27 protein-coding genes are annotated in these 26,987 nt (G+C 64.9%); 7 read left to right on the top strand and 20 right to left on the bottom strand.

What is annotated here, in order from left to right:
- Window positions 1–65 precede the first annotated feature (65 nt).
- The 8 genes from CEK29_RS19775 to CEK29_RS19740 form a co-directional block, all read right to left on the bottom strand.
- Window positions 66–977 carry a hypothetical protein gene (locus tag CEK29_RS19775; RefSeq protein ID WP_255176218.1) on the bottom strand — a complete coding sequence of 304 codons (912 nt, stop codon included), beginning with the start codon at window positions 975–977 and terminating at the stop codon, window positions 66–68.
- A gap of 96 nt (window positions 978–1,073) precedes the next feature.
- The gene (locus CEK29_RS19770; protein ID WP_094859104.1) at window positions 1,074–1,841 is read right to left on the bottom strand and encodes a hypothetical protein; all 768 of its coding nucleotides are present in this window, start codon (window positions 1,839–1,841) and stop codon (window positions 1,074–1,076) included.
- Between the two features lie 65 nt (window positions 1,842–1,906).
- Window positions 1,907–2,509, bottom strand: coding sequence for a GGDEF domain-containing protein (locus tag CEK29_RS19765; RefSeq protein ID WP_094859103.1), 603 nt, complete (start codon window positions 2,507–2,509; stop codon window positions 1,907–1,909).
- A gap of 10 nt (window positions 2,510–2,519) precedes the next feature.
- Complete coding sequence (locus CEK29_RS19760; RefSeq protein WP_094859102.1) at window positions 2,520–3,998, bottom strand: DUF1254 domain-containing protein; 1,479 nt, start codon at window positions 3,996–3,998, stop codon at window positions 2,520–2,522.
- 78 nt (window positions 3,999–4,076) lie between these two features.
- Complete coding sequence (locus tag CEK29_RS19755; protein ID WP_094859101.1) at window positions 4,077–5,537, bottom strand: DUF1254 domain-containing protein; 1,461 nt, start codon at window positions 5,535–5,537, stop codon at window positions 4,077–4,079.
- Window positions 5,538–5,606: 69 nt separating this feature from the next.
- The gene (locus CEK29_RS19750) at window positions 5,607–6,344 is read right to left on the bottom strand and encodes a DUF2950 family protein (RefSeq protein WP_176456940.1); all 738 of its coding nucleotides are present in this window, start codon (window positions 6,342–6,344) and stop codon (window positions 5,607–5,609) included.
- A 17-nt stretch (window positions 6,345–6,361) separates the two neighbouring features.
- Window positions 6,362–7,594 (bottom strand): DUF3300 domain-containing protein, encoded by a 1,233-nt coding sequence (locus CEK29_RS19745; protein ID WP_094859099.1) that lies wholly within the window; start codon window positions 7,592–7,594, stop codon window positions 6,362–6,364.
- 111 nt (window positions 7,595–7,705) lie between these two features.
- Complete coding sequence (locus tag CEK29_RS19740; protein WP_094859098.1) at window positions 7,706–8,887, bottom strand: hypothetical protein; 1,182 nt, start codon at window positions 8,885–8,887, stop codon at window positions 7,706–7,708.
- A gap of 213 nt (window positions 8,888–9,100) precedes the next feature.
- Between CEK29_RS19740 and CEK29_RS19735 the strand changes: the two genes are divergently transcribed.
- Window positions 9,101–10,027, top strand: a complete 927-nt coding sequence (locus tag CEK29_RS19735; RefSeq protein WP_094859097.1) for a helix-turn-helix domain-containing protein — start codon at window positions 9,101–9,103, stop codon at window positions 10,025–10,027.
- Window positions 10,028–10,188: 161 nt separating this feature from the next.
- Here the strand turns inward: CEK29_RS19735 and CEK29_RS19730 are convergent, their stop codons facing one another.
- Together CEK29_RS19730 and CEK29_RS19725 are read right to left on the bottom strand one after the other, a co-directional pair.
- Window positions 10,189–11,487, bottom strand: a complete 1,299-nt coding sequence (locus tag CEK29_RS19730; RefSeq protein ID WP_094859096.1) for a sigma-54-dependent transcriptional regulator — start codon at window positions 11,485–11,487, stop codon at window positions 10,189–10,191.
- Window positions 11,484–12,869, bottom strand: a complete 1,386-nt coding sequence (locus tag CEK29_RS19725) for a sensor histidine kinase (RefSeq protein WP_094859095.1) — start codon at window positions 12,867–12,869, stop codon at window positions 11,484–11,486. Before CEK29_RS19725 ends, CEK29_RS19730 begins: the two co-directional genes overlap by 4 nt.
- A gap of 334 nt (window positions 12,870–13,203) precedes the next feature.
- Here CEK29_RS19725 and CEK29_RS19720 point away from each other — a divergent pair, with 334 nt between their 5' ends.
- The 3 genes from CEK29_RS19720 to CEK29_RS19710 all read left to right on the top strand — a co-directional run bounded on the left by CEK29_RS19720 (window position 13,204) and on the right by CEK29_RS19710 (window position 15,761).
- Window positions 13,204–13,692 (top strand): tripartite tricarboxylate transporter TctB family protein, encoded by a 489-nt coding sequence (locus CEK29_RS19720; protein WP_255176217.1) that lies wholly within the window; start codon window positions 13,204–13,206, stop codon window positions 13,690–13,692.
- On the top strand, window positions 13,692–15,212 hold the full coding sequence (locus CEK29_RS19715; protein ID WP_094859094.1) for a tripartite tricarboxylate transporter permease: 1,521 nt from the start codon (window positions 13,692–13,694) through the stop codon (window positions 15,210–15,212). The genes CEK29_RS19720 and CEK29_RS19715 overlap by 1 nt, the downstream gene beginning before the upstream one ends.
- 66 nt (window positions 15,213–15,278) lie before the next feature.
- Window positions 15,279–15,761 (top strand): hypothetical protein, encoded by a 483-nt coding sequence (locus CEK29_RS19710; RefSeq protein WP_094859093.1) that lies wholly within the window; start codon window positions 15,279–15,281, stop codon window positions 15,759–15,761.
- A gap of 36 nt (window positions 15,762–15,797) precedes the next feature.
- Here CEK29_RS19710 and CEK29_RS19705 read toward each other — a convergent pair whose 3' ends face one another.
- The 8 genes from CEK29_RS19705 to mbhE all read right to left on the bottom strand — a co-directional run bounded on the left by CEK29_RS19705 (window position 15,798) and on the right by mbhE (window position 22,113).
- Window positions 15,798–16,367 carry a hypothetical protein gene (locus tag CEK29_RS19705; RefSeq protein ID WP_141218364.1) on the bottom strand — a complete coding sequence of 190 codons (570 nt, stop codon included), beginning with the start codon at window positions 16,365–16,367 and terminating at the stop codon, window positions 15,798–15,800.
- A gap of 69 nt (window positions 16,368–16,436) precedes the next feature.
- On the bottom strand, window positions 16,437–16,799 hold the full coding sequence (locus tag CEK29_RS19700; RefSeq protein ID WP_217903892.1) for a cation:proton antiporter: 363 nt from the start codon (window positions 16,797–16,799) through the stop codon (window positions 16,437–16,439).
- Entirely contained in the window at window positions 16,793–17,095 is a 303-nt protein-coding gene (locus CEK29_RS19695; RefSeq protein ID WP_249279200.1) for a monovalent cation/H+ antiporter complex subunit F, read from the bottom strand. Before CEK29_RS19695 ends, CEK29_RS19700 begins: the two co-directional genes overlap by 7 nt.
- On the bottom strand, window positions 17,092–17,430 hold the full coding sequence (locus CEK29_RS19690) for a Na+/H+ antiporter subunit E (protein ID WP_094859091.1): 339 nt from the start codon (window positions 17,428–17,430) through the stop codon (window positions 17,092–17,094). The genes CEK29_RS19695 and CEK29_RS19690 overlap by 4 nt, the downstream gene beginning before the upstream one ends.
- Entirely contained in the window at window positions 17,430–18,950 is a 1,521-nt protein-coding gene (locus CEK29_RS19685; protein WP_094859090.1) for a proton-conducting transporter transmembrane domain-containing protein, read from the bottom strand. The genes CEK29_RS19690 and CEK29_RS19685 overlap by 1 nt, the downstream gene beginning before the upstream one ends.
- A 5-nt stretch (window positions 18,951–18,955) precedes the next feature.
- Window positions 18,956–19,363, bottom strand: coding sequence for a sodium:proton antiporter (locus CEK29_RS19680; RefSeq protein WP_094859089.1), 408 nt, complete (start codon window positions 19,361–19,363; stop codon window positions 18,956–18,958).
- A gap of 9 nt (window positions 19,364–19,372) precedes the next feature.
- The gene (locus CEK29_RS19675; RefSeq protein WP_094859088.1) at window positions 19,373–19,774 is read right to left on the bottom strand and encodes an MnhB domain-containing protein; all 402 of its coding nucleotides are present in this window, start codon (window positions 19,772–19,774) and stop codon (window positions 19,373–19,375) included.
- Entirely contained in the window at window positions 19,771–22,113 is a 2,343-nt protein-coding gene (mbhE, locus tag CEK29_RS19670; RefSeq protein ID WP_094859087.1) for a hydrogen gas-evolving membrane-bound hydrogenase subunit E, read from the bottom strand. Before mbhE ends, CEK29_RS19675 begins: the two co-directional genes overlap by 4 nt.
- A 543-nt stretch (window positions 22,114–22,656) precedes the next feature.
- Between mbhE and CEK29_RS19665 the strand changes: the two genes are divergently transcribed.
- A complete protein-coding gene (locus tag CEK29_RS19665) occupies window positions 22,657–23,319 on the top strand; it encodes a hypothetical protein (protein ID WP_094859187.1) in 663 nt (220 codons plus the stop codon).
- On the opposite strand, the gene CEK29_RS19660 is transcribed toward CEK29_RS19665, so the two are convergent.
- Window positions 23,313–23,885 (bottom strand): hypothetical protein, encoded by a 573-nt coding sequence (locus tag CEK29_RS19660; protein ID WP_094859086.1) that lies wholly within the window; start codon window positions 23,883–23,885, stop codon window positions 23,313–23,315. The two genes, CEK29_RS19665 and CEK29_RS19660, sit on opposite strands and share 7 nt — an antisense overlap.
- A gap of 137 nt (window positions 23,886–24,022) precedes the next feature.
- Window positions 24,023–24,979 carry a Bug family tripartite tricarboxylate transporter substrate binding protein gene (locus tag CEK29_RS19655; protein ID WP_094859085.1) on the bottom strand — a complete coding sequence of 319 codons (957 nt, stop codon included), beginning with the start codon at window positions 24,977–24,979 and terminating at the stop codon, window positions 24,023–24,025.
- Between the two features lie 199 nt (window positions 24,980–25,178).
- Here CEK29_RS19655 and CEK29_RS19650 point away from each other — a divergent pair, with 199 nt between their 5' ends.
- Window positions 25,179–25,898, top strand: coding sequence for an SDR family oxidoreductase (locus CEK29_RS19650; protein WP_094803964.1), 720 nt, complete (start codon window positions 25,179–25,181; stop codon window positions 25,896–25,898).
- A gap of 40 nt (window positions 25,899–25,938) precedes the next feature.
- Window positions 25,939–26,979: a cyclase family protein gene (locus tag CEK29_RS19645; RefSeq protein WP_094859084.1), complete on the top strand. Its 1,041-nt coding sequence runs from the start codon at window positions 25,939–25,941 to the stop codon at window positions 26,977–26,979.
- The last annotated feature ends 8 nt before the right edge of the window (window positions 26,980–26,987 follow it).

Raw genomic sequence — 26,987 nt, 5'->3', positions numbered from 1 at the left:
GACTTTCGTGTCGTGCTGGTCCGCAACGATGATCAACGGAAGGCAAGGCTGCTTCTGGACATTCGTCAAAAGCTGACGGCGAGCCCGACCGAAAAGCCGCGCACATTCTGGCCGAATACATATCTGCCCACCAGGCGCGTGCGCGTGACGATGACCTCGTATGCGCTCGAATCGAGTTCCAGCCCGGCGCCGAGCGAAGTCAGCCGGTCGAAGCCGAGAATGCCGCGCTGATCGCCCAGAAACTCCGAATGGGTAAGCTCGAGAACGTAGCGCACCGGCCGCTGCAGCGCGACCAGGCCGGTGGGCGCGCGATACCGGGCCCACAGGTTGGCGGACTGTGCCGTCGCACGACCCTTTACCGCAGCCGAGCTGTCGAAACTCTGCAGACGAATATCGGAGTATCTGAGCTCCACGTCGACCTCGTAGCCCGGGCGATAGTGTTCGTAGTCGAGCATGATCGACCCGCCGAGGCCATATGCATTGAGCGACCCGCGGTCCAGGAAATTGACGTCAGTGCCGGTTTGCCGGCCCACATACCAGCTCGCCGCGCGCAGGTCGCTGGTCACGTTGCCCAACGCAAAATTGAAAATGGGCCGCAGCTTGAGCTCGTCGGTCAGTTTGAAGTCCCAACCGACGCCTCCGGTGGCCGAGACGCTGTTCCACTTGGTGGGCAGACGGCGGGTTTCCGCGCCCTGCGTCGCCACGAAGGTGGGGTCGTAGCGGCTGAAGGCCAGTACGCCTTCGAGGTAAATCGGTACCGACTTGGATATGGTGTCGCCGCCGCCCAGCTGGGTCATGAAAAACTCGTTGGCCCCCGACGTGGACGCGCTGCCTCCCCCGATGTTGAGCGAGCTCGTGGTGATGTCGGGCACGATCGAAAACGACATCAGCGCCAGCACACCGTTCGCGCGCTTTTGCAGGTCGTTCTTGACCAATCGCAGGCCTTGCCCCCAGGCCTCGAACGACAATGAAAACATGAGCAGACCCACCAGGGCCGGCATAGCCAGACCCCCGAGTCCCGTTCCTGTGCCCAACGCGATCTTGACCATGTTCGCTGCCCTTGGGGTGAGGCCTCACGGATCGACCATCGATTGCCGCTGCGCGATGAGCAAGGTATCGCTCTGGTCGATGCGGATCGTGCCGATACGCGGGAACTCATAGTCGATGATGATGTAAAGGGCGGAAGTCATCACGAGCGCATAAACGAGTTGATGGCCCAGCCCGGTGCGCTTGGCCGCCCCGAGATTGAAGCCGGCAAGGCCCGCGCTCACCAGGGCCAGCAGCCCGAGGAAGATGTAGGTCATCAGCGGCGGATGGATTTTCTGCGCCACGGTCTGCGTCGTCGACACATCGAACATCTCGTTGACCGCCGCGATATACGAAGCGGCATACGGCGGTACGCTGTCCTGCGTCGCCTGGATCGATCTGCGCCAGATGGCCTGCTGCAGTTTGGCTACGTCGTTCGCGATGCCATCACGCGCGTCCAGATCGGCCACGCGCTGGTAGTACAGGATCCGACCGTCCACGTAACGGCGGAAGTCTTCGCGCAACGCCGGCTGGGCCGATGGAGCGAGAAGATCGATGCGCAGCCACGCCGTGCCGATGGCATTGACCTCCTGCACCAGCACCGCGCGCCGATCCGACATGCGCTGCGCGGCGCCCGAGAAGGTGAATGCCAGGAGCAGTCCCAGCAGCGCAAACACCGATGCCTCGATCGCGGCGGCGCCCGCGCGGCCTTTCTCGTCCGCGTCGCGGCCCAGTCGTTTGCCGATTTGCAGCGCCAGCAGCAGCAAGAGAAAAAAGCCCGCGGCCAGCGCAAAGAGAATCACGGAATAGTTCATCGATGTTTCCGGACCGACTTCGTTGATCGTTGAAGACTGCAAAACCAGGTCGTCACGCCGCCAGATCAATCTTCAGGGAGCGCCGGCCCAGCGCGTAATGCGATTCGTCCTTGCGCCTTCGATGCGTACAAGGCCTCGTCCGCCCGGGCCAACGCCGACTCGGCGCTGCACTGCCCGGGCGTCCAAAGGGCGATCCCGCCCGATATCGAAACGTGGCCCACGCCCTCGATGTCTGTCTGCGCGACAGCGGCGCGCAAGCGCTGCGCCACGTCCATGGCCGCGTCCTGCGAGGCCCCGGGCAGCAGCACAATGAATTCCTCGCCACCGACCCGAAAGGGCTGGTCGCGCTCGCGCAACGAACGTCTGATCAGTCCGGACACCTCGACCAGAACGCGATCGCCGGCCACGTGGCCATACGTATCGTTGACGCGCTTGAAATGGTCCAGATCCAGCGCCAGGATCGCGCCGCTGCTATTGCCACGCGACCAGGCCTCGAGCGCCTCGTCCAGCGCGTGGGTCAGCGCACGTTCCTTCTGCACCGCATGGCTTGCATGCAGCGCGTTGAAGAAACCGACGCCCACGCTCAGGATGGTGAACGCGATCAGAATCGGAAGCAGGCCCGGCAGGCGGGCGGCGTGCGGCGGATGGGTTGAGCGCTTGTTCTTCATGCGCGGTTCATCACTTCACCTTGACGACATCGTCCGGCTTCCAGCTTTGGTCGTAGAACGCGTGCTCCGCGCCATACAGACGCAACGTGATGAGCAGCGCGCGGTCGGGCACCGTCTTGATGAACGCGGCGTCGGCTACATCGTTCGGCTTCTCCGGGCCGAACCAGATCTCGATCGACCCGTCCTTCTGTTTGGGGATGTCGTAGTAGCCGTTGGTCGACGGCATGAGCTGGTCCGTCTCGGGCATGGTGCCGTCGGTCACGTTGTAAGCGGTCACGGCCCAGAACAAGGCGGCGGGCACGCCCTCGGGAATACGCAGCTTGTAGGTATGGGAGCCGTTCAGAAACGCGCCATCCGCATCGCGCACCGTGAGAGGATATTTGGAACCCGCGCCCGTTGTGCGCATCACCATGGCCGGTGCCGACGAGTAGGCGACCTGGAAGAAGCTCGCCCGCTGGTCCACGTCCAGATAACTATCCTGGAACCATTCCGCGGTGGCCCCGGCCCAGGTGGTCTCCCATTGCCTGTCTTTGTAATAGAGATTGCGCTTGTCCTCGCGGCCGAGCTGCCGGTTCGCCAGAATCATCTTCGGCGCGGTGTCAACGGCTTTCTTCAACAGCTCCTGCTGTTTGGGCGTGGGCTTGAAAGGCTGGCCTTTCACGATCCCGATCGAGGCCAGCACGCCGCGCAGCTCCGGATCGATGGCCGCGATGGGTTCGTAGTCGACGAACGCCTTGAGCTTGTTCCAATACTCCTGGTCGATCGGATACATCATGTCGATGCGCTTGCCGGTGCCGTCAGGAAACTCCATGGGTTTCACATCTTTCTCGGCGGCCCACAACGGATAGATGCGCGTGGACTCGGCAGCCTTGACCGCCGGCTCGGGATCCGGCTTGCCCTGACCCTTGCCCATAATCGTGCGGAAGAAGAGAAACACGTTATAAGTGGGCGACTTGAACACGAAGTATCCACTCGGGACGTGGCCGTCATAGTCGGGCGGCAGCAGCAGATACAGGCCGCCGCGGGCCCGGTCGGGCCCGACCGCCCCGACATCGGTAAGCGTGCGTTGGAAGAAATCAGTAAACATGCCGATAACGTTGGCAGGCGCATTGACGACCAGCGGACCGGTCTTCTTCAAGTCCAGATAGCTCATGGAATAGATCACGTCCGCATTCGGCGTGGGCACCATCGCTCGCGCGTCCATGCGCTCCTTCCAGATCGGCAGCACGTGGTAGCCTGCCCCGAATGCCTTTTCCGAGCCGTCGCGCATCCCGATCACATTGAGCGCGGGTAGCATGGTCATGTAGGCGTAAATGGCGCGCTGATAGAAGAGCTCGTCGCGCAGGCTCTCGGCCTCCTTGGTGTCGAGCCAGTTTCCGCCGTTGAGTTGTCGTACCAGCGGCGACATGGGCGACGTCGCGTTCTGGGCCACGGCGGTGGAAGCGCAGGCCGCGAGCAATGCCGTCGCGAGAGTCAGTCGAGTGTTCATGGTGTCCTCGAATCAGGTTGCCGTGCGTCCGGAAGGGGGCCGGACGTTTCGTGTCCGAATCCCCTCGAGCGAAATCGGTCACTGCACTTTCTTGATGACGGGTGGCTTCCACGAGCCGTCCAGAATTGCCTGTTCGCCCCAATAGGCGCGCAGATAGAGCGAGATCGGCTCCGAGGGCGACGGCAGCCAGTTGGCCTCCTTGTCCTTGCCCGGCGATGTCGGACCGACATACAGCGTCAACGAGCCGTCCTGCCCGCGCACGAGGTTGCGGTTCTTCGTGCCGAGCGAGTACCTTTTCAGCGCGTTCTCGCTGAAAAGGTGATGCTTGTTGTAGAGCGTCAGGGACCAGAAGCCCTTGACCGGCGGCAGCTGTCCCGCCGGGAAGGTGATCTCGTAGCGCTGACTGCCATCGAGCTGTGCACCGGTGCCGTCGAAGTCGGTGTAGAAGTACTGGGTCTCGTTCGGCCGGTTGTCGAACATGTTGGACTTGGCCGTGCCGGTACGATTGAAGTAGTCCAGCCCAGTCTGCGCGTTGTTGACCGAGCGGTTCCACTGGTTCCCGGCAGGCTTGCCGTTGTGCTTCCAGCGGAAAAACGGCCCGATCACCTCTTCCTCCGTTTCCTTTGCAACCCCCAGCAAGGCGTCCTTGATGGCGGGATCCTTCTCGGCCGCATCGAGAACGGCACGGAATTGCGCATACATGGCCTCTTCGCCAGGCAGCGGCGGCACCATCTCCAGCACGTGCGGCAATTGGTCGAAGAACTTTTCGGGGATGACCCAGCGGGTCTCGCCGCCGCTCGCGCTGTCGGCGTTGGGGTTGGGGATGTCTGACGTGGTCTTCCAGTCGATGGTTTTCATCTTCCCGTCGAACTGCTTGAGTGGATAGAAGACCACCTGATTGATCTTGCTCTGAATCGCCGCGCGATCCGCGTCCGTGTCATCCATGAAGATCCGCGGGATGGCATTGGCGAGCATCGTCGGGCTGCGGATGATGCCCTCGACGCCCTTGGGCATCTCGCCCTTCCAGTTCGGCCCGACGAGTAGATAGAAGCCGGGTTTGGAGCCGTAGGGTTTGCCGAGCTCACCGAACTGGTTGGTGCGCTGGTCGTAGAGGGCATAGACCCAGAAGCGGTCGCCGAAGTCCGGCACCTGGGCGATCACCGGCTCTTCGTCCAGCGAGAAGAAGCCCAGCCCGTAGACCACGTCCTGGTTCGGGCAGGTAACGAATGTTTCGCTCGGCGTGATGTAGTCGTGCAGCATGCCGATCTGGCCGCGCGGCGCGGCCGGCAGGATGCCCCCCAGCAGGCCGGGATGGGGCGCTTTCGTGATGCGGTCGCGCCGGTTCAGCATGTTCACCATCGGCCAGGCCCACACATAAGCCATCCGGCCGATAGTTTCGGCATACTCGGGATGCATGATGATTCCTGGCGCTGGCATCGTCAGGGCGGCGTGGGAAGCGGAGGCTGCGTGCAGTGCGGCCGGAACGCCGGCGAGAAGCATCGAGCAGCCCAGAGAGAAGGCGACCAATCGGCTCTTCATTGAAAATCTCCTTGATGATGCAGCGGGATCGGCGCCGGAGGGCGGCCGTCGATGAGGGGATGCGATGGCCTACCGGGCGCGTCGAGCCTCCTTGACCGTCCGGTCCGCATCGATCGTGAACATTCGCTGCCCAGACTGGCCCGGCGCCGCAGGCCAGGCTCGGAAGGCACAGCCACTGTCATTCCGCGGCGATGTCACGCCGTAGTGGTAGCCGTGCCAAGCGTCGGGCGCGGGCGTGTCGGACGTCATCACCAGCGCTTCGTCTCCGAGCGGGCTGGGTTCGGGATCGCTGCCGGCGTCCCAGTACAGGCCATCCGTTTCGCCCTCCCGGCTGACGATGCGCGCGGCCGGATGGCCGTAGCGTGCACGGTAACGATCCTGCGCGGTGCACAGCGCGACCAGCGTTTCGATAGCGGCCGACTCGTTCCGCGCGATGCGGCGCACCCGCATCTCTTCGACACCCGCGCGCAGGTCGAACGACCAGCGTCCGTTGCGTTCCACGAGCGGCGCAGGAAAAGTCCAGTCCTGCCGGCCGACGAACAGCGCGGCCCTGCCTGGTGACGTTTCGGCTACCTCGTGATGGTCGTGCCACGCGGCCAGGAAGGTGTAGACGTCCTCGCGCGAGATGCTGTCTTGCGGCACGAAACGGCGGAACTGCGGCCCCAGGCTGCGCTTCAAGCCATCTTCGTCGCCGGTCGCGATCGCCGTCACCAGCGCGTCCGCCGCAGCGGCGGGGCTGTCGTAGCGCGCCTGCGCCTGAGCGGCGCTCGGTGCCAGGGCCGTGGCAAGCGCCAATGCCAGTCCCATACGCTTGAGTCGTCGCATCATATTCTCCCGTGGCTGCGTTCGATGTGGCGTGCGCCGCCATCGCGATGCGGCGTGGCACGCGGGGCGTGCTGGGCCGGACGCGCGTGCGGTGCCGAGCCCGCCTGACGCGGGCCGCCCGCGCCGCGCAATGCGTTATCGCGGTTGAGGTCGCGTGAGCGCGCCGCAGCGGCACTGCGGGCTTCATTGCGATTTGCCTGCGGTCGGGTCGCCCGGTCCGGCGCGGCGTGATGCTGGGCGGGACGCTGCGCGTTCTGTCGCCCCGGCGACTGCCCCGCCCGTCGAGCGCCGTCCGGCGTCTTGCGCTCGCGCATGACTTGCTGCGCATGGTCGCGCCGAGCCTGCTGAGTGTCGGCGGGCCGCGATGCGCCCTGGACCGTCCGCCGTTGGGCGTCGAAGCGTTGCTGTGTCGCGCCGCCACGATAGGGCTGGCTGCCGCGCCGGGCCGGGTCGTGGCTCCAGTTCACGTTCGCACGGTTCGCGTCGATGCGGCGATTGACGTTGATGTTGTTGTAGCGGTTGACGTCGATGTCCACATCGTTGTGCCCCCAGTCGAAGCCACCCCATAGCGAATCAGCGATGGCAATGCCGGTGCCGAATGCCAGGCCGCCCATCAACGCGGAAGCGAACGCGGAGCCGGGCGGCGGTGGATAGTAGGCGGGCGGATACGCGGGATAGGGCCAGGCGCCGTAGACCGTGCCGGGGTTGTAGGTCGGCACGTAGACGGTTTGCGGCGAGGCGGGCTCGACGGTGATGTAGGTATTGCCGCCCTCGGTGCTCGTATTGACCTTCTGCTGCGCGTTGCTCGCAAGATTGCCGGCACTCTGCGCCTGCCGCCGCAGCCGCTGCACGGAAGCCATGACGTCATCGGGTTGATCGAGAAAGGCGTTGCCCAGCGATAGCACCCAGTCCGGCTGGCGTCCCATCATGTCGATCACCGAGGGGAAGCCGACCAGTGAGATCACGCTGGGATCCCAGGGCTGGTCCTGGGCCGCCTTCACGGCAGCATCACCTTGTAGCGTACTGTGCTCGCCGGCCCAGGCGGCGGCAGCCTTGACGTCGTCGGGGTAGGTCGACGCCATCAAAAGCTGCGACAGCAACGCATCAGGGTAAAGCGCGACCGGCGCGAGCATCTGATCGAGCTGTTCCTTGCCGAGCGCCGCGGACTGCGCATGCGCCGGGGCGTGCGCCAGCGCAAGGACTGCGATCAGAAACACCCATATTCGCTTCATGCGTCTCTCCCATGCCTAACCGACGATTGGTGAAACTTCGCGATGATGCTTTTCATTCTTCAGGACGACGTGCAGGACGCCCTGGGGACTCGCGCATTCAGCGCATGCGTGTCAAAGCAGCGTGAACAGTAATTTGGTCAGGGTCGTCTGAACGGGCCATTGCGTCGCGATCAGGATCAGCAGCGGCAGCGCGGCGGGCACGACGATCTTCAACAGGACGGTCTTGCTGATCACCGCGGCGCGCATGTTCGCGACCGATTCATACAGCACGCGGATGTCGGCCACGGGGCCGAGTTCCGGCGCATCGAGCAGCGGTTCGTCGGTAATAGGCTTACGCTCGATCCAGCGACCGTGCACCGCCCGGCCGTGCGCGGCCAACAGCGCGCCGTAGTCGAGCAACGCCTGGCGCCGGGCACGCAGCAGCAGCGGAGAGAACACCATCAGGGGCGCCATGCCGATGCACACCAGCACGGCCAGCAATGTGCCGATCTGCACATACAACGCCGGCACCGGCACGTCGTGATAGAAAACCTGGTGGGCCCACGCGCCGGCCATGACAGCGGACAGCGAAAAGAGAACCGGGCCATACACTTTGGGCAGGCGCTCGAGAAAGCCCAGGCCGCCCATTCTATCGGGGTGCTGCACGGCGAGCCGCAACGGCAGACGGGCAATCCGCCAAAGGAGCAGCCCCAGCAGGATCAGCCGCCAGGCCCAGGCAAGCAGCAGCGTGGAAAAGATCGGCCGCGTCACCAGCAAAAACCACCACGTCCCTAGCTGCATGGCGGCGTTGTCGGTCGCCGACCAACGCATTTCGTCGGGATTGGGCGACACGAGAAATGCCGCGGTCCACGTAAGTACCACCCCAAGGATGATCACCCACGGCAGCATGCGCTGCTTGATGGCGACGATGTCTTGCACGATTGCGTCGAACTTCGGCGCCAGCGCGGCATCGACGAGGCCCGACTGCTTGAACTGCCGCAGGCAAAGCGCGACGTTGTCTCGCGCCACGCCTTCTGCGAGCACAAGCAGCGGGATGGCGACAAGGCAACGGATGTGGATGCCGAAATGGCCGAACAGGGGTTCTCCGGGCGGCTCGGCACGCAGGCTCGTTCCAGACAGGACGGCAGCGATGACCAGCGGCAGCCACGCGACCATGGCGTAAAGCAGTGCGCGTCGCTTCAGGCCCAGTCCGGAGGATGGAATGACGCCCAGGCGGCGTTGAATTCGCGAAAGCGCATCGCCGTCGACGAGCGAGAACGGAACATCCTTACCCGATTCCAGCAAGTTTGCCATCCAGCACCTTCGTGAAATGACAGAACACTTAGGCAGGGCAGCCGGCAGGGCCACCTCTTTCGGGCAAGCCGCCGATTGCGACATGTCGTCCCCGTTTTTGCTGCACACCGCGCGATCACTTTCGAAAGAAAGCGATTCATTTTTGCCGCGCCAATGTAATTAGTCCATGCTAATTTCGGCAATATATAGTCAGAAACTTGGGGGTATTTCTCCATGGACCTGCATCGCTTTGAGTCATTTGAGGAGTTCGAAGCTGCTGTAGTCGATGTAGATCTCAAAGTGCGATTATTGGGGCCGGCTGACGGCCTATGGCATATCGGCCACGCTGACGTGGAAGGCATTACCGTGCAGGTTGGGGCGGAGGCCGTGGCAAACCTCTGCGAGGCCTCGGGCTCGCCCACCCACCTCATTTTTCTGATTTCGGATGGCTATCCGGTGCCGACATGGCTTAACGGCGAAGAATTCGGGCCGGGAAAGCTGGGAATACTGGCACCAAACAAAGAGTTTGTTTTTCGCGCCGCCGGCCCGAACGGTTGGGTGACCATCGCGGTGCCGCTGTCCTCTCGCCTGTTTTCATCGGCGGACGATGTCGGTCACGTGCTTCAGAGGTGGTGCCGGTCGACGGATATCGTTCCATGTTGTCCCTCCGCGATCCAGACCCTGCGCGTTGCCGCCCTCTTCGGCGCCTCCAGGGAGCCGCTTGAAAGGGCACTCGGCCGAGCGCGAATCGAGGCCGCCATCGCAGGGTTGGTCGCGACGAGGCGGCCTCGCCCGCTCACTGTTGGTCGCCCGCAGGTGTCACCTCATGAACTGAGCGCCGCCGCCGTCCAGATGTTTCGCGCCTATGATCGCGGGCTCTCGCCACGGGAGTATCGACTGGTGGATCTGGCGCTACGCGAGCGCGCGCGCAATGATTTTTTCCAGCGCTGCTTCGGTTTAACGCCTGCGCGGTATCTCAAACTACGCAGACTGCATGCGGTGCATGATGCCTTGCGCGCATCATCGAATGCGAGAAACTCCGTCGCCGAACTGTTCGAAGCGGAAGGCTACGCATATTCGGCCCATTCCCTCGCGCGCTATCGCGCCATTTTCGGTGAGTCGCCATCGGATACCCGAAACGCGGCACACTCGGCGCGCTGATCCCCCGGATTCATATGTCATTTAACAGGATGCCGGGCCCCTGCATGGGGCCTGCGCGGAGCGCAGTCGTGACCTAGGGCATCGCCAGAAGTGAGGGAGCTGCACGGCAAGGTCCGCGGATGTCGCGGATTTCACATGTGGCAAGGCCGTTGCCGCAACCCTCAGTCAGACCGTTGCGCGCGCAACTTCTTCCACAGCGTAGTGCGCGATATCCCGAGCTTCTTGGCCGCCAGGCCCATGTGCCCGCCGGATTCCTGGATGGCCTGCTGGATGGCGCGTTGTTCGGCGTCGGTGCGCGCCGCGGCAAGGTCGACCTTGTCGACCAATCGCCGTTCCGGAAAGATGTCGGGTGCGGACAGCGCCTCGCCTTCGCTCATCACGATGGCACGAGCCAGCCGGTTGCGCAGCTCGCGCACGTTGCCGGGCCAGTCGTGCGCGGCCATGGCTTGCAGCGCTTCGCCTGACAGGCTCAGGTGCGTGCCTTCCAGCTCGTCCAGGAGCGTGCGGGCCAGCGTTGCGGTGGACGACTGCCGCTCCTTGAGCGGGGGCATCGTGACGCGTGCCACGGAAACCCGAAAGAAAAGATCCGTCCGGAAGCGTCCGGCGGCGCAGGCGGCTTCGAGGTCGGCGCTGGTACTGGCCAGCACTCTGCAATTGGCATGGTGGCTTTGCGATGAGCCCACGGGCCGGTACTCGCCGTCTTCGAGCACGCGCAGGAGCAAGGCCTGGGCCTTCGGACCCAGCTCCGCGATCTCGTCGAAATAGAGGGTTCCGCCTTCCGCCTGCGCAAACAGGCCATCGCGCGCCGCGCCGGCGCCGCTGAAGGCCGCTTTCGCATGACCGAACAGCTCGATTTCCGCGAGATCGTTGGCGAGCGTCGCGCAGTTCACCGCGACAAACGCACCGCCCGCACGCGTGGACCGCGAATGACAGTAGCGCGCCGCGCGATCTTTGCCCGTTCCTGTCTCACCCTCGATGAGCAGCGGCAGCGCGCTGGCGGCGAGGCGCTCGAGCTCACGCGCACGCGGGGCTTCCGACGCATCCAGGTCGAATGGATTCTCGATCGTGGTGGGGCCGAGATGGCTCTGGCGGCGTGCGAGCAGCGTTCGGATGCGCGAGACCAGCGCGTCCGCGTCGTACGGCTTGGTCAGGTAGTCGTTGGCGCCCGCCGATACGAGCCGGACCGCCTGTGCAATGTCGCCGTAGGCGGTCGCGAACACCACGGTCGTGTCGGCGAGATGCGGGATCAACCGCCGATAGAGGTCTTCGCCCGAGCCGTCGGGAAGCCTGATGTCGGCCAGCAGAAAGATCGGCCGGATGCGTGCGCGTCGAAACAGCTCCACGGCCTGCGCGCAGCTCTGCACCCACTGCGTGGATATGCCCTCCAATCGAAGACGCTGCAGCAGCGCGCCGCCCAGCACGGTGTCATCTTCGACGAGTAAAACCTGGATGTCGCTCACGCTATGGGCTCCGATCGATCAAAAGGAAGCCGCACGGATATGCGGGTTCCCAGGGCCGGCCGGGATACACGCAGCCGGCCTGCCATACTCCGCACCAGATCGAACACCACGCGGAGTCCGATACCGTCGCCCTCGGCCTGCTCACCTGCCAGCGCGCGTCTGGCCTGCACCGGCAGACCGGGGCCGGCATCCGCGACATGCAGCATCAAGCCGTCGCGGCGGGCACGCGCGAACAGAAAAATCTGCGAGCCCGAGGGAGAGGCCTCGATGGCATTGAGCATCAGATTCAACAACAACTGGCGCACGCTCACCGCGGGTAGCGGTAGGCCATCGCCCTCCACGCCTTCGCAATGCACCGTCACGGAAATGCCGCGCTTGCCGGCCTGCGCGCTGACCAACAGCCGCACGTCGGCGATGTCGGCCTCGTGCAAGCGGGCGTCGCCCGGTCGAAACGTGCGCAGGCTGGCGTCCACGACACCCTGCAGCGCCTGCACGCCGCGTTCGATGAAGTCGAGCGATTCCGCACGGGCCTGCGGCCGATCGCCGAACTGCCGCAGCGTCTGCACGGCGGTGCGCAGCCCGCCGAGCGGATTGCGCACCTCATGGGCCAGCGTGGCGGACATGCGGCCCAGCAGCGCCTCTCTTTCGATGCGCGCATGCCGCTCGGACAGCGCCTCGCGCTCGGAGGCGCTCTCGGCCATCCAGTTGTAGGCGGCGATGAGTTCGCCGAGCTCGGGGTCGGTGGTGTGCGCGGTCATCGCGCGTGGCCGGTCCTTGCGGGCGGCGCGCAACGCCTGCGTCAAGGAAATGATGGGACGCTGCAGGCGCCGCGCCATGCCGTAGCAGATCAATGCGCCGAGCAGGCTGACCGCGAGACCGACCAGCACGAGCTCCACGCCGAGCTCGGTGCGTTGGCGCAGAAAGTCAGCGACATCGAGATTGGCGACCAGCTTGCCGAGCTCAGGCCGCTCGGCGTCCAGCAGACGCCAGGTCCAGACGCCGTCTTCGCGCAGGCTCACCACCGTGCCGGCCGGTGTTGCGATGCGTTCGACGGGAATCGGCTCCACGTCGGGATAACGCGCGACGTGCGCGACCAGACGTCCGGCGGGACTGACGACGGCCAAGGTCCGGTCGACGACCCCCAGATGGGTGTCGAGCGCGCGGTTCAGCACGTCGACCATCTGTGCTTCATCGTTGGCGCGCACCGCCGGCAGGATGGCCGCGGACAGGCCATCGAGATACACCTGCCCGAGATTCGTGATCTGCCGGTCGAACTGGCGCGACAGCCCGTGCAGCGCCAACGAAGTCAGCGCCGCGGATATCAGCAGGAACAGGAGGGAAACCGCGAGCGGAATCCGCGCGGTCAGCGGCAGACGCAGCATACGAAAGCAGACGGCAAAAGCGAATTATGCCCGTCCATTCGGCAGCGGAACTTTGCAAGTTTTGGAAAACGCCAAATCCGACGGAAAAATACATGCCAGGGCCTGTTTTCAGGGCCTAGCACCCGCATTTGTTCACTTTTGTGAACATCGGTGGGTGAACGATGTTCAGCATTCGAATCACGTCGGCGAGCCGCTCGCCATTGGCTAGTGGTTATCCCGCAGAAGAGGCGCCAGACCGTGAAAGCGGAATGGAAGCGCCCCTCCTTAAAGTGCCCCCTCCTTCGGCGCGCCTGCGCGGGCCGAGGGCGTCATCAACAAATAGGGGGAGCACGCCTTGAGCAGCACCATAATCTCTAGAAAGCGCGATCTGTGGGGAGGTGCGTTCATTGCACTCTGCGGCGCGCTCACCATCCTCGAAGCCTCGTCATATCAGGTCGGCGAACTTGCCCGCATGGGTCCCGGTTACTTCCCGCTCCTCGTGGGTTGCTTTCTTGTCGTCCTGGGCCTTCTGGTTCCGCTGAGTCCTGATCCTGACGAAGTGCAGGAGGACATGATCGACGAACACCTGCCGCAGCCCTCGCGCAACGAGCGCATCCGCGGTATGGCATGCATCGCCGCGGGCCTCGCAGCCTTCATCGTGATCGGCAGCCTGTTCGGCTTCCTGCCCGCCACGTTCGCGCTGGTGTTCCTGTCCGCCCTGGGCGATACCTCCAACAGCGTGCGGTCCGCCGCGATTCTGGCGCTCGCAATGACTGTGTTCGGCGCCGTGGTGTTTTCCTGGGCGCTGCAGCTGCAGTTTCCGATGTTCCGCTGGGGGTGGTGATGGATCTGCTTGATAACGTACTGCACGGGTTCACCGTTGCATTCCAGTGGGAAAACCTCTGGTGGTCCTTCTTCGGCGTGTTCATGGGCAACATGATCGGCGTGCTGCCGGGCATGGGCGTGCTCGCCGCGATCTCGATCCTGTTGCCGCTCACCTATGCCATGACGCCTGTCGCGGCACTGATGATGCTGGCGGGCATCTATTACGGCGCTCAGTACGGCGGGGGCATCACCTGCATTCTGCTGAACCTGCCCGGTACCCCGTCGCACGCGGTGACCTGCCTTGACGGCAATCCGCTGGCGCGCAAAGGAAAGTCGGGCTCGGCGCTGTTCATGCTGATCCTGGCCTCGTTCATCGGGGCCAGCGTCGGCATCATCATCATGATCCTGTTCTCGCCGCTGCTCGTGGAGGTCGCCTTCAAGTTTGGCCCGGCGGAATACTTCTCCATGATGATGCTCGGCCTGGTCGCTGGCGCCACGCTCGCGAAGGGCTCGGCCATCAAGGGCGTCGCCATGGTGTTCCTGGGGCTGCTGTGCGGCGTGGTGGGCACCGACGTCAACACCGGCACCATTCGCTACGGTTTTGGCGTGATCGAACTGAGCGACGGCATCCAGCTGGTGGCACTGGCGATGGGCCTGTTCGGCCTGGCCGACTTCTTTGCCAACGTGAATCGGATCGGCAAGGCGACCACGGTCGAAGAGGGCAAGAAGATGTCGGTGCGCCCGGAACAGGGTGACATCCGCCAATCGGCCGCCCCGATCGCACGCGGCAGCGCCATCGGCGCCGTGCTCGGCATTCTGCCTGGCACGGGTGCAACGATCGCCTCCTTCATGTCGTATGCCGTGGAAAAGCGTGTTTCCAAGACGCCCAACCGATTCGGCAATGGCGCGATCGAAGGTATCGCGGGTCCGGAAGCGGCCAACAATTCGGCGGCGCAGACCAGCTTCATCCCGACGATGAGCCTGGGCATTCCGGGTGACTCGGTGATGGCGCTCATGCTTGGCGCCCTGATCATCCACGGCATCCAGCCTGGTCCGCAGATGGTGACCGAGCATGCCGACCTGTTCTGGGGCCTGATCGCCAGCTTCTGGATCGGCAACATCATGCTGGTCATCATGAACCTGCCGCTCATCGGCATGTGGGCCAAGCTGCTGCGCGTGCCCTACAAGTATCTGTTCCCATCGGCTTTGTTCTTCGTGTGCGTGGGGGTCTACAGCACGCAGAACAGCCTGTTCGACGTGGGCATGGTGCTCGTGATCGGTGTGATCGGCTACGTCTTCCTGAAACTGCGGTTCTCGCCTGCGCCCCTGCTGCTCGGCTTCGTGCTCGGGCCCATGGTCGAGGAAAACTTCCGCCGCGCCCTGCTGTTGTCGCGGGGTGACATGGGCGTGTTCCTGTCGCGTCCGATCAGTGCGGGTTTCATTTATGCCATCTTCGCACTCGTGATCTGGCTGGCGTACTCCACGATTCGCAACCGGAAGAAAGTCAAGGCAATGACCGAGGCTCACGGCGAGGCGTAATCACTGCAACATCATGGCGCCGAAGCCTGGCTCGAGGCTTCGGCGCTCTGCACAAGAGGTACATCCATGGCCCGCAAGAAACCGGAGAACGGTAATAAGTCAGCCACTCGCGATGTGGCGGTGGTGCGCAAGATACCCTTTGTCGAGCTCGTCGAACTCCTCGAGTTCAACCGGCTGCGTTTCGACGTCGTCGGCAGCAGTCAGCGCAGTCCCCTGCTCGGGGTTCAGGAATGGACCTGCGACTTGCGCGACGAGCAGTCCCACCCCGATGGGGTGTACGTGTGTTCGACGCTGGACGCGATTCAGAAGGCGGTACTTCCGCCCGAGGACACGCAGTTGCAGATCGACGTGTCGTCCAAAAAAGGAATCAAACTGCGTGCGCTCAAGTCCGATGCGGCCAGCGGCGCGTCGCGCCCGACCAGCCTGCGTGTGGACGTGCAGGCCCTGATCAGCAAGGTGCTGGTGCCGGCGCATGCCCCTGCCCACCTCTTCGAACTCATCAAGCACGTCGTCGTGTCGCGGCTCTGGGTCGAAGTCGCCCGCGTGTGAGCGGGCCGCGGACCGTGCATGCGTCCGGGGGAGCGTTCAGGGCTTGGCCACACGTTCCGCTTTGCTCAGTATCCAGCTGACGCAGGGGACGCTGAGCGCGCCCAACACCAGCGCCAAGAAAATGGTCCACAGCGGGCCAGGTCCGGCGAGAAGGCTGCCCAGCGCGCCGATACCGCCATAGATCAGAAGCATTCCGCGTTGCGCAAATGTGGCTTTCGCCCAAAGCACGACACACATCATCGTTGCGATGAAGGGTGCCAGCACCGCGGCGCCCCGTTCGCGGTTCGCTCCGCCGGCCGCGCCGGCTTCCAGCGTGATCACCGGCTCGACGCCGTGCAGGCTCAGCAGAACACACGCACCCAGCGAGGTCGAGAGGGCCGTGGTGGCGCACAGCCGGCCGAGGCCGACACGTTGCTCGCCGTCCATGGTGCCGCGGGCCCAAACGTAGCGGATTGCCAGAACGGCAAGCAGCACCGCGACCGCCACCACGCCGTAGATGACACTGACGTAATGCCAGGCCTGCGAGAGCGGGGCGCTGGCGGCGTTGGCCCCCGGCGTTACCAGACCCAAGGTGCTGCGGGATACATCCACTACGGACTCAACCATCGTCGACCCCCTCGTCGTCGTTGTGATCGGATCTTGGACTGCGCCTTCCGCGCAGCGGCGGCATGATGGCTACGCGCCGCGATCCTCTTTCAGCGTTGCGCCGTCGTCGTGCAGGGCATCACGGCCCTCCAGCCCGAGCAGCGGTTCGCCGGAGAAATAAATGGCGCGTCCGAGCAGATGGCCCGCGACCGGCACCGTGAAGATCAGGAACAGCACGGTCAGTGCCGCGATCGCGATGGCCAGCCCGTTGCCGCTGCCCAGCGCCACGCCGGCCACGGTCAGCCCCGCGCCGATGGTTCCTGCCTTGGTGGACGCATGCATGCGCTGCAGCGGATCGCTGAAGCGCAGCAAGCCCACCGCGGCCGCGATCAGGAATATGAAGCCCGCGATCTGCAAAAGCATCCCGGCCAGTTTCATGACCAGCTCTAGCATGCCTGTTTCCCCCTGCGTTCGATGAATGCGGCAAGTGCGCATGTGCCCAGGAAGCCGAACACAGCCAGTCCCAGGGCCACATCCAGGTACTCGCGGTAGCCCAGCGCGCCCATGGCCAGCGCCGCGCCGGTGACGGCCACGCCTGTCAGCATGTCCAGCGCCACGAAGCGGTCGGCGTGACTGGGGCCAGAGAGCAGCCGGTAGAGCGTCAGGCCCAACGGAATGCAGAGCAGAATCAGCAACGCCTGCGACATCCATTGGCGAGCGTGATCCAGCTGATCGAGCAGGTCCATCATCGTTCGATCTCCAGAATGGTGTTCTCGAAAGCCTTGCGTATGCCCTCGATGATCTCGTCGGGCGAGGCGGCATCCAGGCAGTGAATAAACAGGCCCGTGCGGTCCTCGCTCACTTGCAGGGAGGTCGTGCCGGGCGTGAGCGAGATCAGGTTCGCGAGCGTCGCGATGCCGAGATCGGAACGCACGCGCAGCGGATAGCGGATGACGGCCGGTTGCAGGCGCTGCTCCTTGGCGAAGGCAGCGCGCGCGACGGACCAGGAGGACAGCAGTAACTCCCGGATGAAGATGCCGGACAGCTTCAGGCAGGCCAGCATTCGACGAGGCAGGTTCGACATCAAAGCGCGCCTCCTGGATTGGACAGACTCATCGACGCGCCCGCGAGCGTCGCGTCGATGTAGCCGGCAGGGTTCATCAAGGCATCGGCGGCGCGCTGCGAGAACGCGATCAAGGGCTCGGGCATCAGCCCGATCGTCAGCGTGATGAGCGCCAGCGCCGAGATGGCGCAGATCATGGCCGTCGGCACACGTCGCTCGCGCGTTCGCTCGATGGGCGCGTTCTTCCAGAAGGCTTCGATCCAGATCTTGCTCATCGAGAAGATGGTGAGCAGGCCGACGAACAGGCCCGTCGCGGCAAGCCATCCGGAACTGGCTTCGAATGCCGCGTCGATGACCAGAAACTTGGCCCAGAACCCCGACAGCGGAGGGATGCCGGCCAGCGACAGCGCCGGAATGGCGAACAGCAGGGCGAGCAACGGGAACCGCCGCTGCAGGCTGCCAGAGCGGCGGAGATCGTAGGTGCCCGACACACGATGCATGGCGCCAGCGATCAGGAACAGGTTCGCCTTGACGATGATGTGGTGGATTACGTAGAAGATCGCACCGGCCATGGCGGCCGCGGTGCCGAGCGCCAGCCCCAGCAGGATGTAGCCGATCTGGCTGATGATGTGAAACGACAGAATGCGTCGCACATCCCATTGCACGGCGGCGCCGAAAACGCCGAACAGCATGGTGCCGGCCGCCATGATCGCGATGATTTCACGCATGGCCTCGCCGCCGGCGAAGAGCAGCGTGAAGACCCGGAAACAGGCATACACGCCGACTTTGGTCAGCAGGCCGGCAAAGATGGCCAGGATGCCGATCGACATCGTGTGATACGACGCGGGCAGCCAGAAGAACATCGGAAAGTAGCCGGCCTTGATGCCGAAGCCCACCAGAAACAAGGCCGAGGACGCGGCCAGGGCAAGGCTGTTGTCCGTGTTCGGCAGCACGCGCGCGAGGTCCGCCATGTTCAGCGTGCCCGTCACGCCGTACAGGATGGCGATCGCCAGCAGAAACAGCAGCGTGCTCAGCAGATTCAGCGCGGCGTATTTGAGCGCGCCGTCCAGCTGTGCACGGCTCTTGTCGATCACGAGCAGCCCCATCGCCGTGATCAGCATGATCTCAAACCAGACGTACAGGTTGAAGATGTCGCCCGTCAGGAAGGCGCCATTGACGGCGGTGAGCAGGCCCAGCAGCAAGGGATAGACGCCGTTGTGCACGTGCCTGCGGTGAGTGGCCGCCATGCCGAAGACGCCGACCGCGACCGCGAGAATGCCCGTTACGGTGACCATCGCCGCGCCTAGCCGGTCGGCGACGAAGCTGATGCCGAACGGCGCGTTCCAGCCGCCGAAAGTGAGCGAGATGACACCCTCGGCCATGACGGCGCGCAGCAGCGCGAGCGACGCCAGCAGCATGAGGGCCAGCGCAATGAGCTGGACGAGGCGCTGCGCAGCCGGCCTGCGCCAGAGCATCATGCAGAGCGCCGCGCCGATCAGCGGAATGAAGACCGGCCAGAGAACGAGGTGATTGAACAGCATGTCTTTCACGCGTCGGCCCCCCGCGCGCGTCGGTGCGCGGGCGTGCGCTCGGTGGCGGCGCTGCCGAGCGCTTCGGCGGCGGTCAGCGCCCGGCCGTCCAGCGTGCCGAAGCGGCGGTGGATGCGCAGCGCCAGCGCGATCGCGAACGACACGAGCGAAAACCCGATGACGATGGCCGTTAGCACGAGCGCTTGCGGCAGCGGATTCGCCGACGCGTCGCCCAATGCGGTCTGGTCGAGCGCCATCACGGGCGGCGCGAATTCGCCGATCCGGCCCGCCAGGAATATCACGAGGTTCACGGCGGCGGAGATCAGCATGACACCGTAGATCACGCGCACGACGTTGCGAGACAGCATGAGGTAGAGGCCGATCGCCATGATGGCGGCGACGCCACCGGCATAGATAAGATTCATTGTTTCCCCTTATTCGTCATAGAGGCGCAGGACCAGGCACAGCATGCCGCCCATCACTGTGCAATACACCCCGATGTCGAAAAGCAGCGTGGTGCCGAGCTTGAAGCCGTTGTCGAAGATGAGCCACTGATGCGTCAGGAATCCGGCGCCCGCCGCGATGCCCGGCAAGCCGCTCAATACGGCCATGAAGACGCCCGCGCCCGCCAGCACGGCGGGATGCACCCGCAGCCGTCTGCGGGCGGCGGCTGCGCCATCCGAGAGCGCAACCAGCGAGAACGCCATCGCGGCGACCAGGCCGCCCACGAATCCGCCGCCGGGCTCGTTGTGGCCACGCCAGAGAATGACGACCGACGCCGTCAACATTGCCCAGAACAGCAGCCGGGCGGTCGCGGAAAAAATCAAAGACTTCATTTCTGCGGGCCTCCGTGGCTACGGGACGCACTGGTGGGCTTGCGATTGATTCCCCGCAACAGGCCCCACACGCCGAGTGTGGCGAAGCCCACGACGGCGATCTCGCCCAAGGTATCCAGCGCCCGGTAGTCGACGATGATGACGTTTACGACATTGCGTCCATGGGCCTCGAGCAGGCTCGTGGCGCCGAAGAAGTCGGAGAGGCGCGTGTCGAAGGGCAAGGACAGCATGCTGAACAGCGCCACGAACACCACCACGCCGAAGACGATGGCGAGGACAGCGTCCGTGCGTCGCTCGCGGGGTTCGCGGCGGCCTTCCGCCCGCTCGGGCAGGCGCACCATCACCGCCATCAGCACGATCAGGACGAGGGTCTCGACCGCAAACTGCGTGAGTGCGAGGTCCGGCGCGCCGTGCAGCAGGAAGAAAAGCGCCGAGCCATAGCCGACGATGCCGACGCCGACCAGCCCCACGAGAATCTTCTGCGTCCGGGCCGCCACGAGGCCGCCAACGACGCCGAAAAGCAGCAGCGCGGTCGGTAGCACCAGCACGGTGCCGGCAGGCGACAGCGTCCAGGCACCGCCGGAACGCACCATCGCCCACGCCATGATGCCGAGCAGCGCGATGACGGTGATCAGCGTGTACCGGCGCATGTCGCCGTTCTGCAGTTGCGCCGTCGAGGCCCGGGCGACCGAGAGGATGCCATCAACGGTGCGCTGGTAGGTCTTGCCGGCGTTGAACCGGCCGAACAGCGGCGAGCGCTCGAGCGCATGGTGCAGGCGGTCCCACTGCCAGGCGAGCAGTGCGCCCAGCGTGATGACCAGCCCGCTCAGTGCCAGCATGGGCGTGAGGCCGTGCCAGAGAGAGAAGGGTAGCGTGGTGGCCGCGCCGTGCAAGGCCGACGCGGCGGGGTTGAGCACGTAGTAAGAGAAGAACCCCGGCGCCAGACCGGCGCAGATGCCCAGCACGCCCAGCGTGAGCGGGCCCGCCAGGAGCCCCGGCGTTTCGCCGTGGTGGATCGACTTCGGCCGATTACGCGACAGGAAGAACGGGCGCAGCGACACGACCGCGGCGGTCGCCACCATGACGCTGTTGACGATCACGGCAACGATCACCGGAATCGCGTTCCAGTCGCTGCCCAGCTGCGCCTCGAACAAATACTCCTTGGAGATGAAGCCGACGAACGGGGGAAAGCCCGCCATCGACATGCTGGCCAGCACGACCGCGCAGGCCGTGTAGGGCAGGAACCGCGCCAGGCCGCCCAGCTTGCGCAGCTCGCTGATGTGCGTGGCGTGAATGGCCGTGCCCGCACAGAAGAACAGCGCTGCCTTGTAGAAGGCGTGCGCGATGATGAAGCCGCAGACGGCCATGGCGGGCACCGGACCGCGCAAGCCGATCAGCATCACCAGAATGCCGAGCGAGGCCACCGTGGACTGCGCCAGCACCGCCTTGTATCCGGTGGCCCGCACGGCATGCAGCGCGGCAACCAGCATGGTCGCCATGCCGACGACCGTCAGCGTGTCGCCATACCAATGCACACTCTGGAGCAGGCTGTCGAAGCGGGCGAGCAGATACACGCCCAGCTTCACCATCGTGGCCGAATGCAGGTATGCCGACGCGGGCGTGGGCGCGGCCATGGCCTGCGGCAGCCAGAAATGGAACGGAAACTGCGCCGACTTGGTGAAGCAGCCGAGCATGACCAGCACGATCGCGGGCACCAGCAGCGGACTGGCCACCAGTGTCTCGATGCGCTCGGCGATCAGCGACAGCGAGTACGTGTCGACCGCCAGGCCGATGAGCAGGATCCCGCCGAACAGCGCCAGGCCGCCCGCGCCCGTCACGAGCAGCGATTGCAGGGCCGCCTTGCGTGCGTCGGCCCGATGGCGCTCGAAGCCGATGAGCATGAACGACAGCAGGCTCGTGGCTTCCCAGAACACGAACATGACGATCAAGTTGTCGGACAGTACGGTGCCCAGCATCGCCGCCATGAACGCGAGGATGAGGAACATGAACCGCGCGTTCTCACGCCGCGGCGCGTCGGAAAAATAGGCGGTTGCGTAGATCGACACCAGCGTGCCGATGCCCGTGATGAGCAGCGCGAACAGCAGGGAGAACCCGTCCAGTCTGAGCGCGAGGTCGACGTCGACCGCGGGCACCCACGCCCAGGTTTCGTGGACGACGGCGCCAGCCGCGATGCCGGGCGCATGCTGTGCGAAATACACGAACAGGAGGAACGGCAGAAGGGCGGGAAGGTAGCGGGTGACGGCGCCCGACAGCGTGGCGGCGCGCCAGCCCACCAGTGCGCCCGCCCATGCGAGGAGCAGTGCGGTGGCTAGATGCAAAGGAACTCTCCGAAGCGCACGCAGCGCGCGCGCGTGGGTCGCTCAGACGACACGGCGCGACGCCCGGCCAATCCCTGAGCGATCAGGATGGCGGCGTTGCTGGCGAAATGACAGAAGGGGGAACGGGAGAAATGCGACGCGCTTCCGGATCGTCGATCGCGGGAAGGCATGCGGAGGGCAAAAGGAGTAACAGCCGGCAGACGCCGGAGGCATCGAAGGTTCATGGGTCGTCAACAGCCCACATTGGCGGCCCGACCAACGCTAAGAACCTCCCGGCCTCAACATGAGACCGAAACCCAGGCAAAAGTCTAACGGATTTTGCAGTTGCTGACTACCGGCTGAAACCATGGGGTGCAGACCGGAGGGCTTGGTGTCGTCGTGAAGGTTGTGTCTGATGCTTCAGACTGCAACCGCCGCGCGCCCAGGCGCGCGCGATGCATGCTAAGTTAGCCCCGCGCTGGCGCCCGGTCATGGCGCCGGCATGGCGGACTGCCTCAGTGAGCTCCGATGGCGGTGCCTTTTCTCCTCTCTTTTTTACTCATCATGCAAAAGAATCCACATCGCGCGTTAGCTCGACCCGGAAAGACGTGGACGGCCGGCCTTCAGGCGCTGGCCCTCGGCATTGCCCTGACGGCGACGGGCACGGTCTCGGCCCAGGCCGATCTGCCGCCGCGTGGCGGCGCGGGTACCGCGGCGCCGGCCAGCGCGCCGAGTCCCGATCGGCTGCCCTCGCGTGCCCCGACGCAGAGCTCGGGCCAGGCCCCTGCACAAGGCCAGCCCCCAGCCCAACCCCAGGCCCAACCGCGAACCCAGGCGCCCGCCGGTCAGTCGGGCCAGCGCACGGTGGTCAAGGACGACGCGGCCTACGAGCGCCTGCTGAACAACAGCGGCATCGGCCTGCAATGGTTCTGGACGGATGCGCGCGGCAAGCTCAACGCGGTGGATGACAATGGCGTGGTCCGTCTGGATGGCGGCTATGCCACCGACAAGGGCTCGCTCAAGCTCAAGGGCGAAGTGCTGTCGATCTCGGCGGACCGCTTCACCTTCCGCGGCACGATCCTGATCGTGGACGTGCCTGACAAGGGTCGTCGCTGCGAGCGCACCGGCGACTATGAGTTCCGTGCCGCCGGCAAGCGCAAGTACTGGCGCCTGCAGCAGATGACCGAATGCGATCGTCTGACCGACTACGTCGATATCTACTATTGATCGTCGAGTGTCGCGGGGGTGGCCGTCGATCGGATCGGCGGCTCGCCCGCCTGCTCGCCCGGCGCGCGTGATGCCGCTTGCGGCATACAGAACCTGGCCCGCATGTCGCGCGAGTACACGACATACAGCGTGATCACGACGGCCTGAACCAGCATGTGCACGCTTGCCGATGCCATGTCGCCCTCGAAAATGCCGGTCCAGGGTTGGCCCAGGTGCCCCAGCAGGAACAGTTGCAGCGTCGCCGTCAGAAGCGGCCCGCCCAGCCAGGCCGCGGCCAGGATCACGCGGGGCGTGACGGGCTTGCGCCACACGATCATCATCACACCAGCCCCGACGCTCAGTCCGGCGGCGAGTACTGCGAGCGCCATCGCGACACTGCTCAACGTCGCGGCATCCGGCGTGATCGCGATCAGCGCCCGGGCGGTCTGGAGCCCGAAGGCCAGGCCGAAGAAGGGCTGAATCAGCAACAGGCTGACGATCGCCAGGATCATCATGCTGGTCAGCGCGCCGGCGTCGGTGCGAGCGCGGGGCGTGTCGGTGGGCGGCTGTTGCGGCAAGGACTGCATGCGATTCTCGGGCACTCGAGGCGGTCTGCACCGCCAGAAAAACCCAGTGTAGGAGCGCGCCCGCGGGGTCAATCCGCCGAATAACGGCATGTGCCCCGGGGCGTGACTCCCGACTGCCGCGCACCTTGCCGCGCGGCTTACTCCTTCACGGCAAATTTCTCGAGCAAAGGCCGCCACGTGGTGAGCGTGTCGTCGAGGTAGGCGCCGAACGCCTTGGCGTCGCGGTAGTCCACCTTCAGGCCGAACTGATCCGCACAGTTCTCGAACGCCGGCGTCTGCGTGGCGAGCCTGAACGCATTCTGCAGCTGGGTGACGACGGCCGGCTCCATATTCTTGGGCCCGGCAATGCCGAGAATGCTGGGTGCGACCAGATCATGGCCGAGCTCCTTGAGCGTGGGCGCGTCGAATCCCTTCATGCGTTCTTCGGTATAAACCGCCAGCAGTCTCAGGCGGCCGTCGCGCACATAGGGCACCCACTCGGCCGTCTGCGCCATGAATTCCACGTCGCCCCGCATCAGCGCCGTGATGGCCTCCGGACCGCTCTTGTAAGGTACGTGCGTCCATTGCGTGCCGATCTCCTGCGCCAGCCGCTCCGAGGTGAGGTGCTGCGGCGTGCCGATACCGGCCGTGCTGTAGCTCAGACCACGCTTGCGCTTGGACGCGGCCACCAGATCCGCGAAGGACTTGTGCGGCGAGTCGGCGCGCACCAGCAGACCGACCTGATACTGCGCCACCAGGGCAATGGGCGTGAGATCCGTGGTCACGTCGTACTTGAGGCTGGGCGTCAGGACCTGATTCAACAGTCCGCCCGTCGAGAGCGAGGCGATGCTGTAGCCGTCGGGGCGCTGCCGAATGATGTAGCTCACCGAGAGCGAGGATCCCGCGCCGGGTCGATTCTCGATTACGAGAGGCTGGCCGACGTGCTTGGCCACGTCCATGGCGAGCGTGCGGTTGCAGACGTCGGTGCCGCCGCCCGCGCCGTAGCCTACCACCAGCGAGATCGGATGCTGCGGGTAGTCGGCGGCCACTGCCGGGGTCAGGACATGGGCGGCGCTCAACAACGCGGCCAGGCGCCATACGGATGCCAGTTTCATGAGTTTGTCTCCTAGGTTTTTCATCGCCGGGGCCGGCGTTGCGATGCAAAGCCGGCCCGACGCGGACCTTTTCCGGTCGGAGCCACTGTGTCACGGGCAATAGTTCATATATATAGATGTTTGTACTAATGGTCGCGGCGCGGCGCGCGGCTTACGCTCGCCGTCATGGCCTTCCCGTAGAAAAGGCCGAGGAGACACGATGAAAGAGCAACGACGGGTACTGGTCACCGGCGCCAGCAAAGGCATCGGCCGCGCCATCTGCGAACGCCTGTCGGGCGATGGCTATGCCGTGGTGGGCGTGGCCCGCACGCGGCCCGACGATCTGCCGCCCGGGATCGAATTCATTACGGCCGACCTGGCCGACAACAGCGCGATCGAGCGTGCGCTGAGCGCGTTGAGCGACCAGCCGTTCTATGGGCTGGTCAACAACGTCGGCATCGTCCCGATCGCCAATCTCGAAGACATCAGCCTTGCCGACCTGCACGAGGCCGTGCAGCTCAACGTGGAGACCGCCATCCGCTTCACCCAGGCCCTGGCGCCGGGAATGCGGGCGGCGCGGGCAGGGCGCGTGATCAACATCGCCTCGCGCGCGGCGCTGGGCAAGCGTGGCCGCTCGGTCTACAGCATGACCAAGGCAGGGCTGATCGGCATGACGCGGACGTGGGCGCTGGAGCTGGCCGAGCACGGCATCACCGTCAATGCGATCGCGCCGGGCCCGATTCAGACCGAGTTTTTCGCGGGCGTGAACGATCCCTCGGACGTCCACACCCAGACCCTGCTTGCCGGCATTCCCTTGCGCAGAGTGGGCCGGCCCGACGAGGTGGCGCACGCGGCCGCCTATTTCATGGACCCGCGCTGCGGCTTCGTGACCGGGCAGACGCACTATGTGTGCGGCGGTCTTTCCATCGGGGCCGCGTAGTCCCGCTATCCCCGCAAAACACGAGACAGAGAGACACGCGATGAAACGTTGGACGAAGCGGCCCGAAGGGTCGACCTGGGGCGATTTCGGTGAGAACGATCAGCTCGGCCGCATCAATCTGCTGGGGCCCGAGCAGGTGCTCAAGGGTGTGCAGGAGGTGAAGCAGGGGCGTGCATTCTGCCTCTCGCTGCCGCTGGACCTGCCCGGCGGCATGGCGCTGAATCCGCGCCGCAAGCCGCCGCGCCTGTCCGGCACCGAGCGAGACGGGGTGCCGTATATGAACTTCCCGATGGAGCAGCTGGATCCGTCGTCGATCGATATCCTGAGCGACGACCAGGTGGTGATGTCGCTGCAGTATTCCACTCAATGGGATGCGCTGGCGCATGTGGGCGCGATGTTCGATGTGGATGGCGCAGGCGAGCCGCGCAAGGTCTACTACAACGGCTTTGCGGCGGGTACGGACATTCTGGATGCCGGGCAGGGCGCCGAGCACGAGGACTGCTGCGGCGGCGGGCACGCCATGGGCGCGCTCAAGCTGGGCATCGAGAACTTCGCGGTGAACGGCATGCAGGGCCGCGGCGTGCTGGTCGACTTCACGCGTTACTACGGCCGCGAGCGCAAGCTGATCGGCTATGCCGAGCTGGCACATATCCTGACACAGGAGGGCATCACCATCGAGCGTGGCGACATGCTCGTGCTGCGCACGGGCTTCGCCGAGCTCATTACCGAGATGGGCGGGCAACCCGACGCCGAGCGGCTGCATCAGGCGTGCTGCGTCCTGGACGGCGCCGACGAGAAACTGCTGAACTGGATCACCGAGAGCGGTATCGCCGCCATCTGCGCCGACAACTACGCCGTCGAGGCCTATCCCGCGCGCGAACGTCCGGGCAAGAAATCCCTTCTGCCGCTGCACCACCATTGCCTCTTCAAGCTCGGATTGCCGCTAGCCGAACTCTGGTACCTGAAGGACCTGGCGCAGGCGCTCCATGCAGACGGGCGGCACCGCTTCCTGCTGACCGCGCCACCGCTGCGTCTGCCGGGTGCGGTCGGCTCGCCCGTCACGCCGGTGGCCACGATCTGAGGAGATAC

The organism is Bordetella genomosp. 5 (assembly GCF_002261475.1).
Classification (GTDB): Bacteria; Pseudomonadota; Gammaproteobacteria; order Burkholderiales; family Burkholderiaceae_B; genus Bordetella.
This window is presented reverse-complemented; position numbering and strand designations above follow the sequence as displayed.

Coding starts and splice junctions, on each gene's coding strand:
- CEK29_RS19775 (WP_255176218.1), bottom strand. CDS start 977: ATGTTTTCATTGTCGTTCGAGGCCTGGGGGCAAGGCCTGCGATTGGTC.
- CEK29_RS19770 (WP_094859104.1), bottom strand. CDS start 1,841: ATGAACTATTCCGTGATTCTCTTTGCGCTGGCCGCGGGCTTTTTTCTC.
- CEK29_RS19765 (WP_094859103.1), bottom strand. CDS start 2,509: ATGAAGAACAAGCGCTCAACCCATCCGCCGCACGCCGCCCGCCTGCCG.
- CEK29_RS19760 (WP_094859102.1), bottom strand. CDS start 3,998: ATGAACACTCGACTGACTCTCGCGACGGCATTGCTCGCGGCCTGCGCT.
- CEK29_RS19755 (WP_094859101.1), bottom strand. CDS start 5,537: ATGAAGAGCCGATTGGTCGCCTTCTCTCTGGGCTGCTCGATGCTTCTC.
- CEK29_RS19750 (WP_176456940.1), bottom strand. CDS start 6,344: ATGGGACTGGCATTGGCGCTTGCCACGGCCCTGGCACCGAGCGCCGCT.
- CEK29_RS19745 (WP_094859099.1), bottom strand. CDS start 7,594: ATGAAGCGAATATGGGTGTTTCTGATCGCAGTCCTTGCGCTGGCGCAC.
- CEK29_RS19740 (WP_094859098.1), bottom strand. CDS start 8,887: ATGGCAAACTTGCTGGAATCGGGTAAGGATGTTCCGTTCTCGCTCGTC.
- CEK29_RS19735 (WP_094859097.1), top strand. CDS start 9,101: ATGGACCTGCATCGCTTTGAGTCATTTGAGGAGTTCGAAGCTGCTGTA.
- CEK29_RS19725 (WP_094859095.1), bottom strand. CDS start 12,869: ATGCTGCGTCTGCCGCTGACCGCGCGGATTCCGCTCGCGGTTTCCCTC.
- CEK29_RS19715 (WP_094859094.1), top strand. CDS start 13,692: ATGGATCTGCTTGATAACGTACTGCACGGGTTCACCGTTGCATTCCAG.
- CEK29_RS19710 (WP_094859093.1), top strand. CDS start 15,279: ATGGCCCGCAAGAAACCGGAGAACGGTAATAAGTCAGCCACTCGCGAT.
- CEK29_RS19705 (WP_141218364.1), bottom strand. CDS start 16,367: ATGGTTGAGTCCGTAGTGGATGTATCCCGCAGCACCTTGGGTCTGGTA.
- CEK29_RS19700 (WP_217903892.1), bottom strand. CDS start 16,799: ATGCTAGAGCTGGTCATGAAACTGGCCGGGATGCTTTTGCAGATCGCG.
- CEK29_RS19695 (WP_249279200.1), bottom strand. CDS start 17,095: ATGATGGACCTGCTCGATCAGCTGGATCACGCTCGCCAATGGATGTCG.
- CEK29_RS19690 (WP_094859091.1), bottom strand. CDS start 17,430: ATGTCGAACCTGCCTCGTCGAATGCTGGCCTGCCTGAAGCTGTCCGGC.
- CEK29_RS19685 (WP_094859090.1), bottom strand. CDS start 18,950: ATGCTGTTCAATCACCTCGTTCTCTGGCCGGTCTTCATTCCGCTGATC.
- CEK29_RS19680 (WP_094859089.1), bottom strand. CDS start 19,363: ATGAATCTTATCTATGCCGGTGGCGTCGCCGCCATCATGGCGATCGGC.
- CEK29_RS19675 (WP_094859088.1), bottom strand. CDS start 19,774: ATGAAGTCTTTGATTTTTTCCGCGACCGCCCGGCTGCTGTTCTGGGCA.
- CEK29_RS19665 (WP_094859187.1), top strand. CDS start 22,657: ATGCAAAAGAATCCACATCGCGCGTTAGCTCGACCCGGAAAGACGTGG.
- CEK29_RS19660 (WP_094859086.1), bottom strand. CDS start 23,885: ATGCAGTCCTTGCCGCAACAGCCGCCCACCGACACGCCCCGCGCTCGC.
- CEK29_RS19655 (WP_094859085.1), bottom strand. CDS start 24,979: ATGAAACTGGCATCCGTATGGCGCCTGGCCGCGTTGTTGAGCGCCGCC.
- CEK29_RS19650 (WP_094803964.1), top strand. CDS start 25,179: ATGAAAGAGCAACGACGGGTACTGGTCACCGGCGCCAGCAAAGGCATC.
- CEK29_RS19645 (WP_094859084.1), top strand. CDS start 25,939: ATGAAACGTTGGACGAAGCGGCCCGAAGGGTCGACCTGGGGCGATTTC.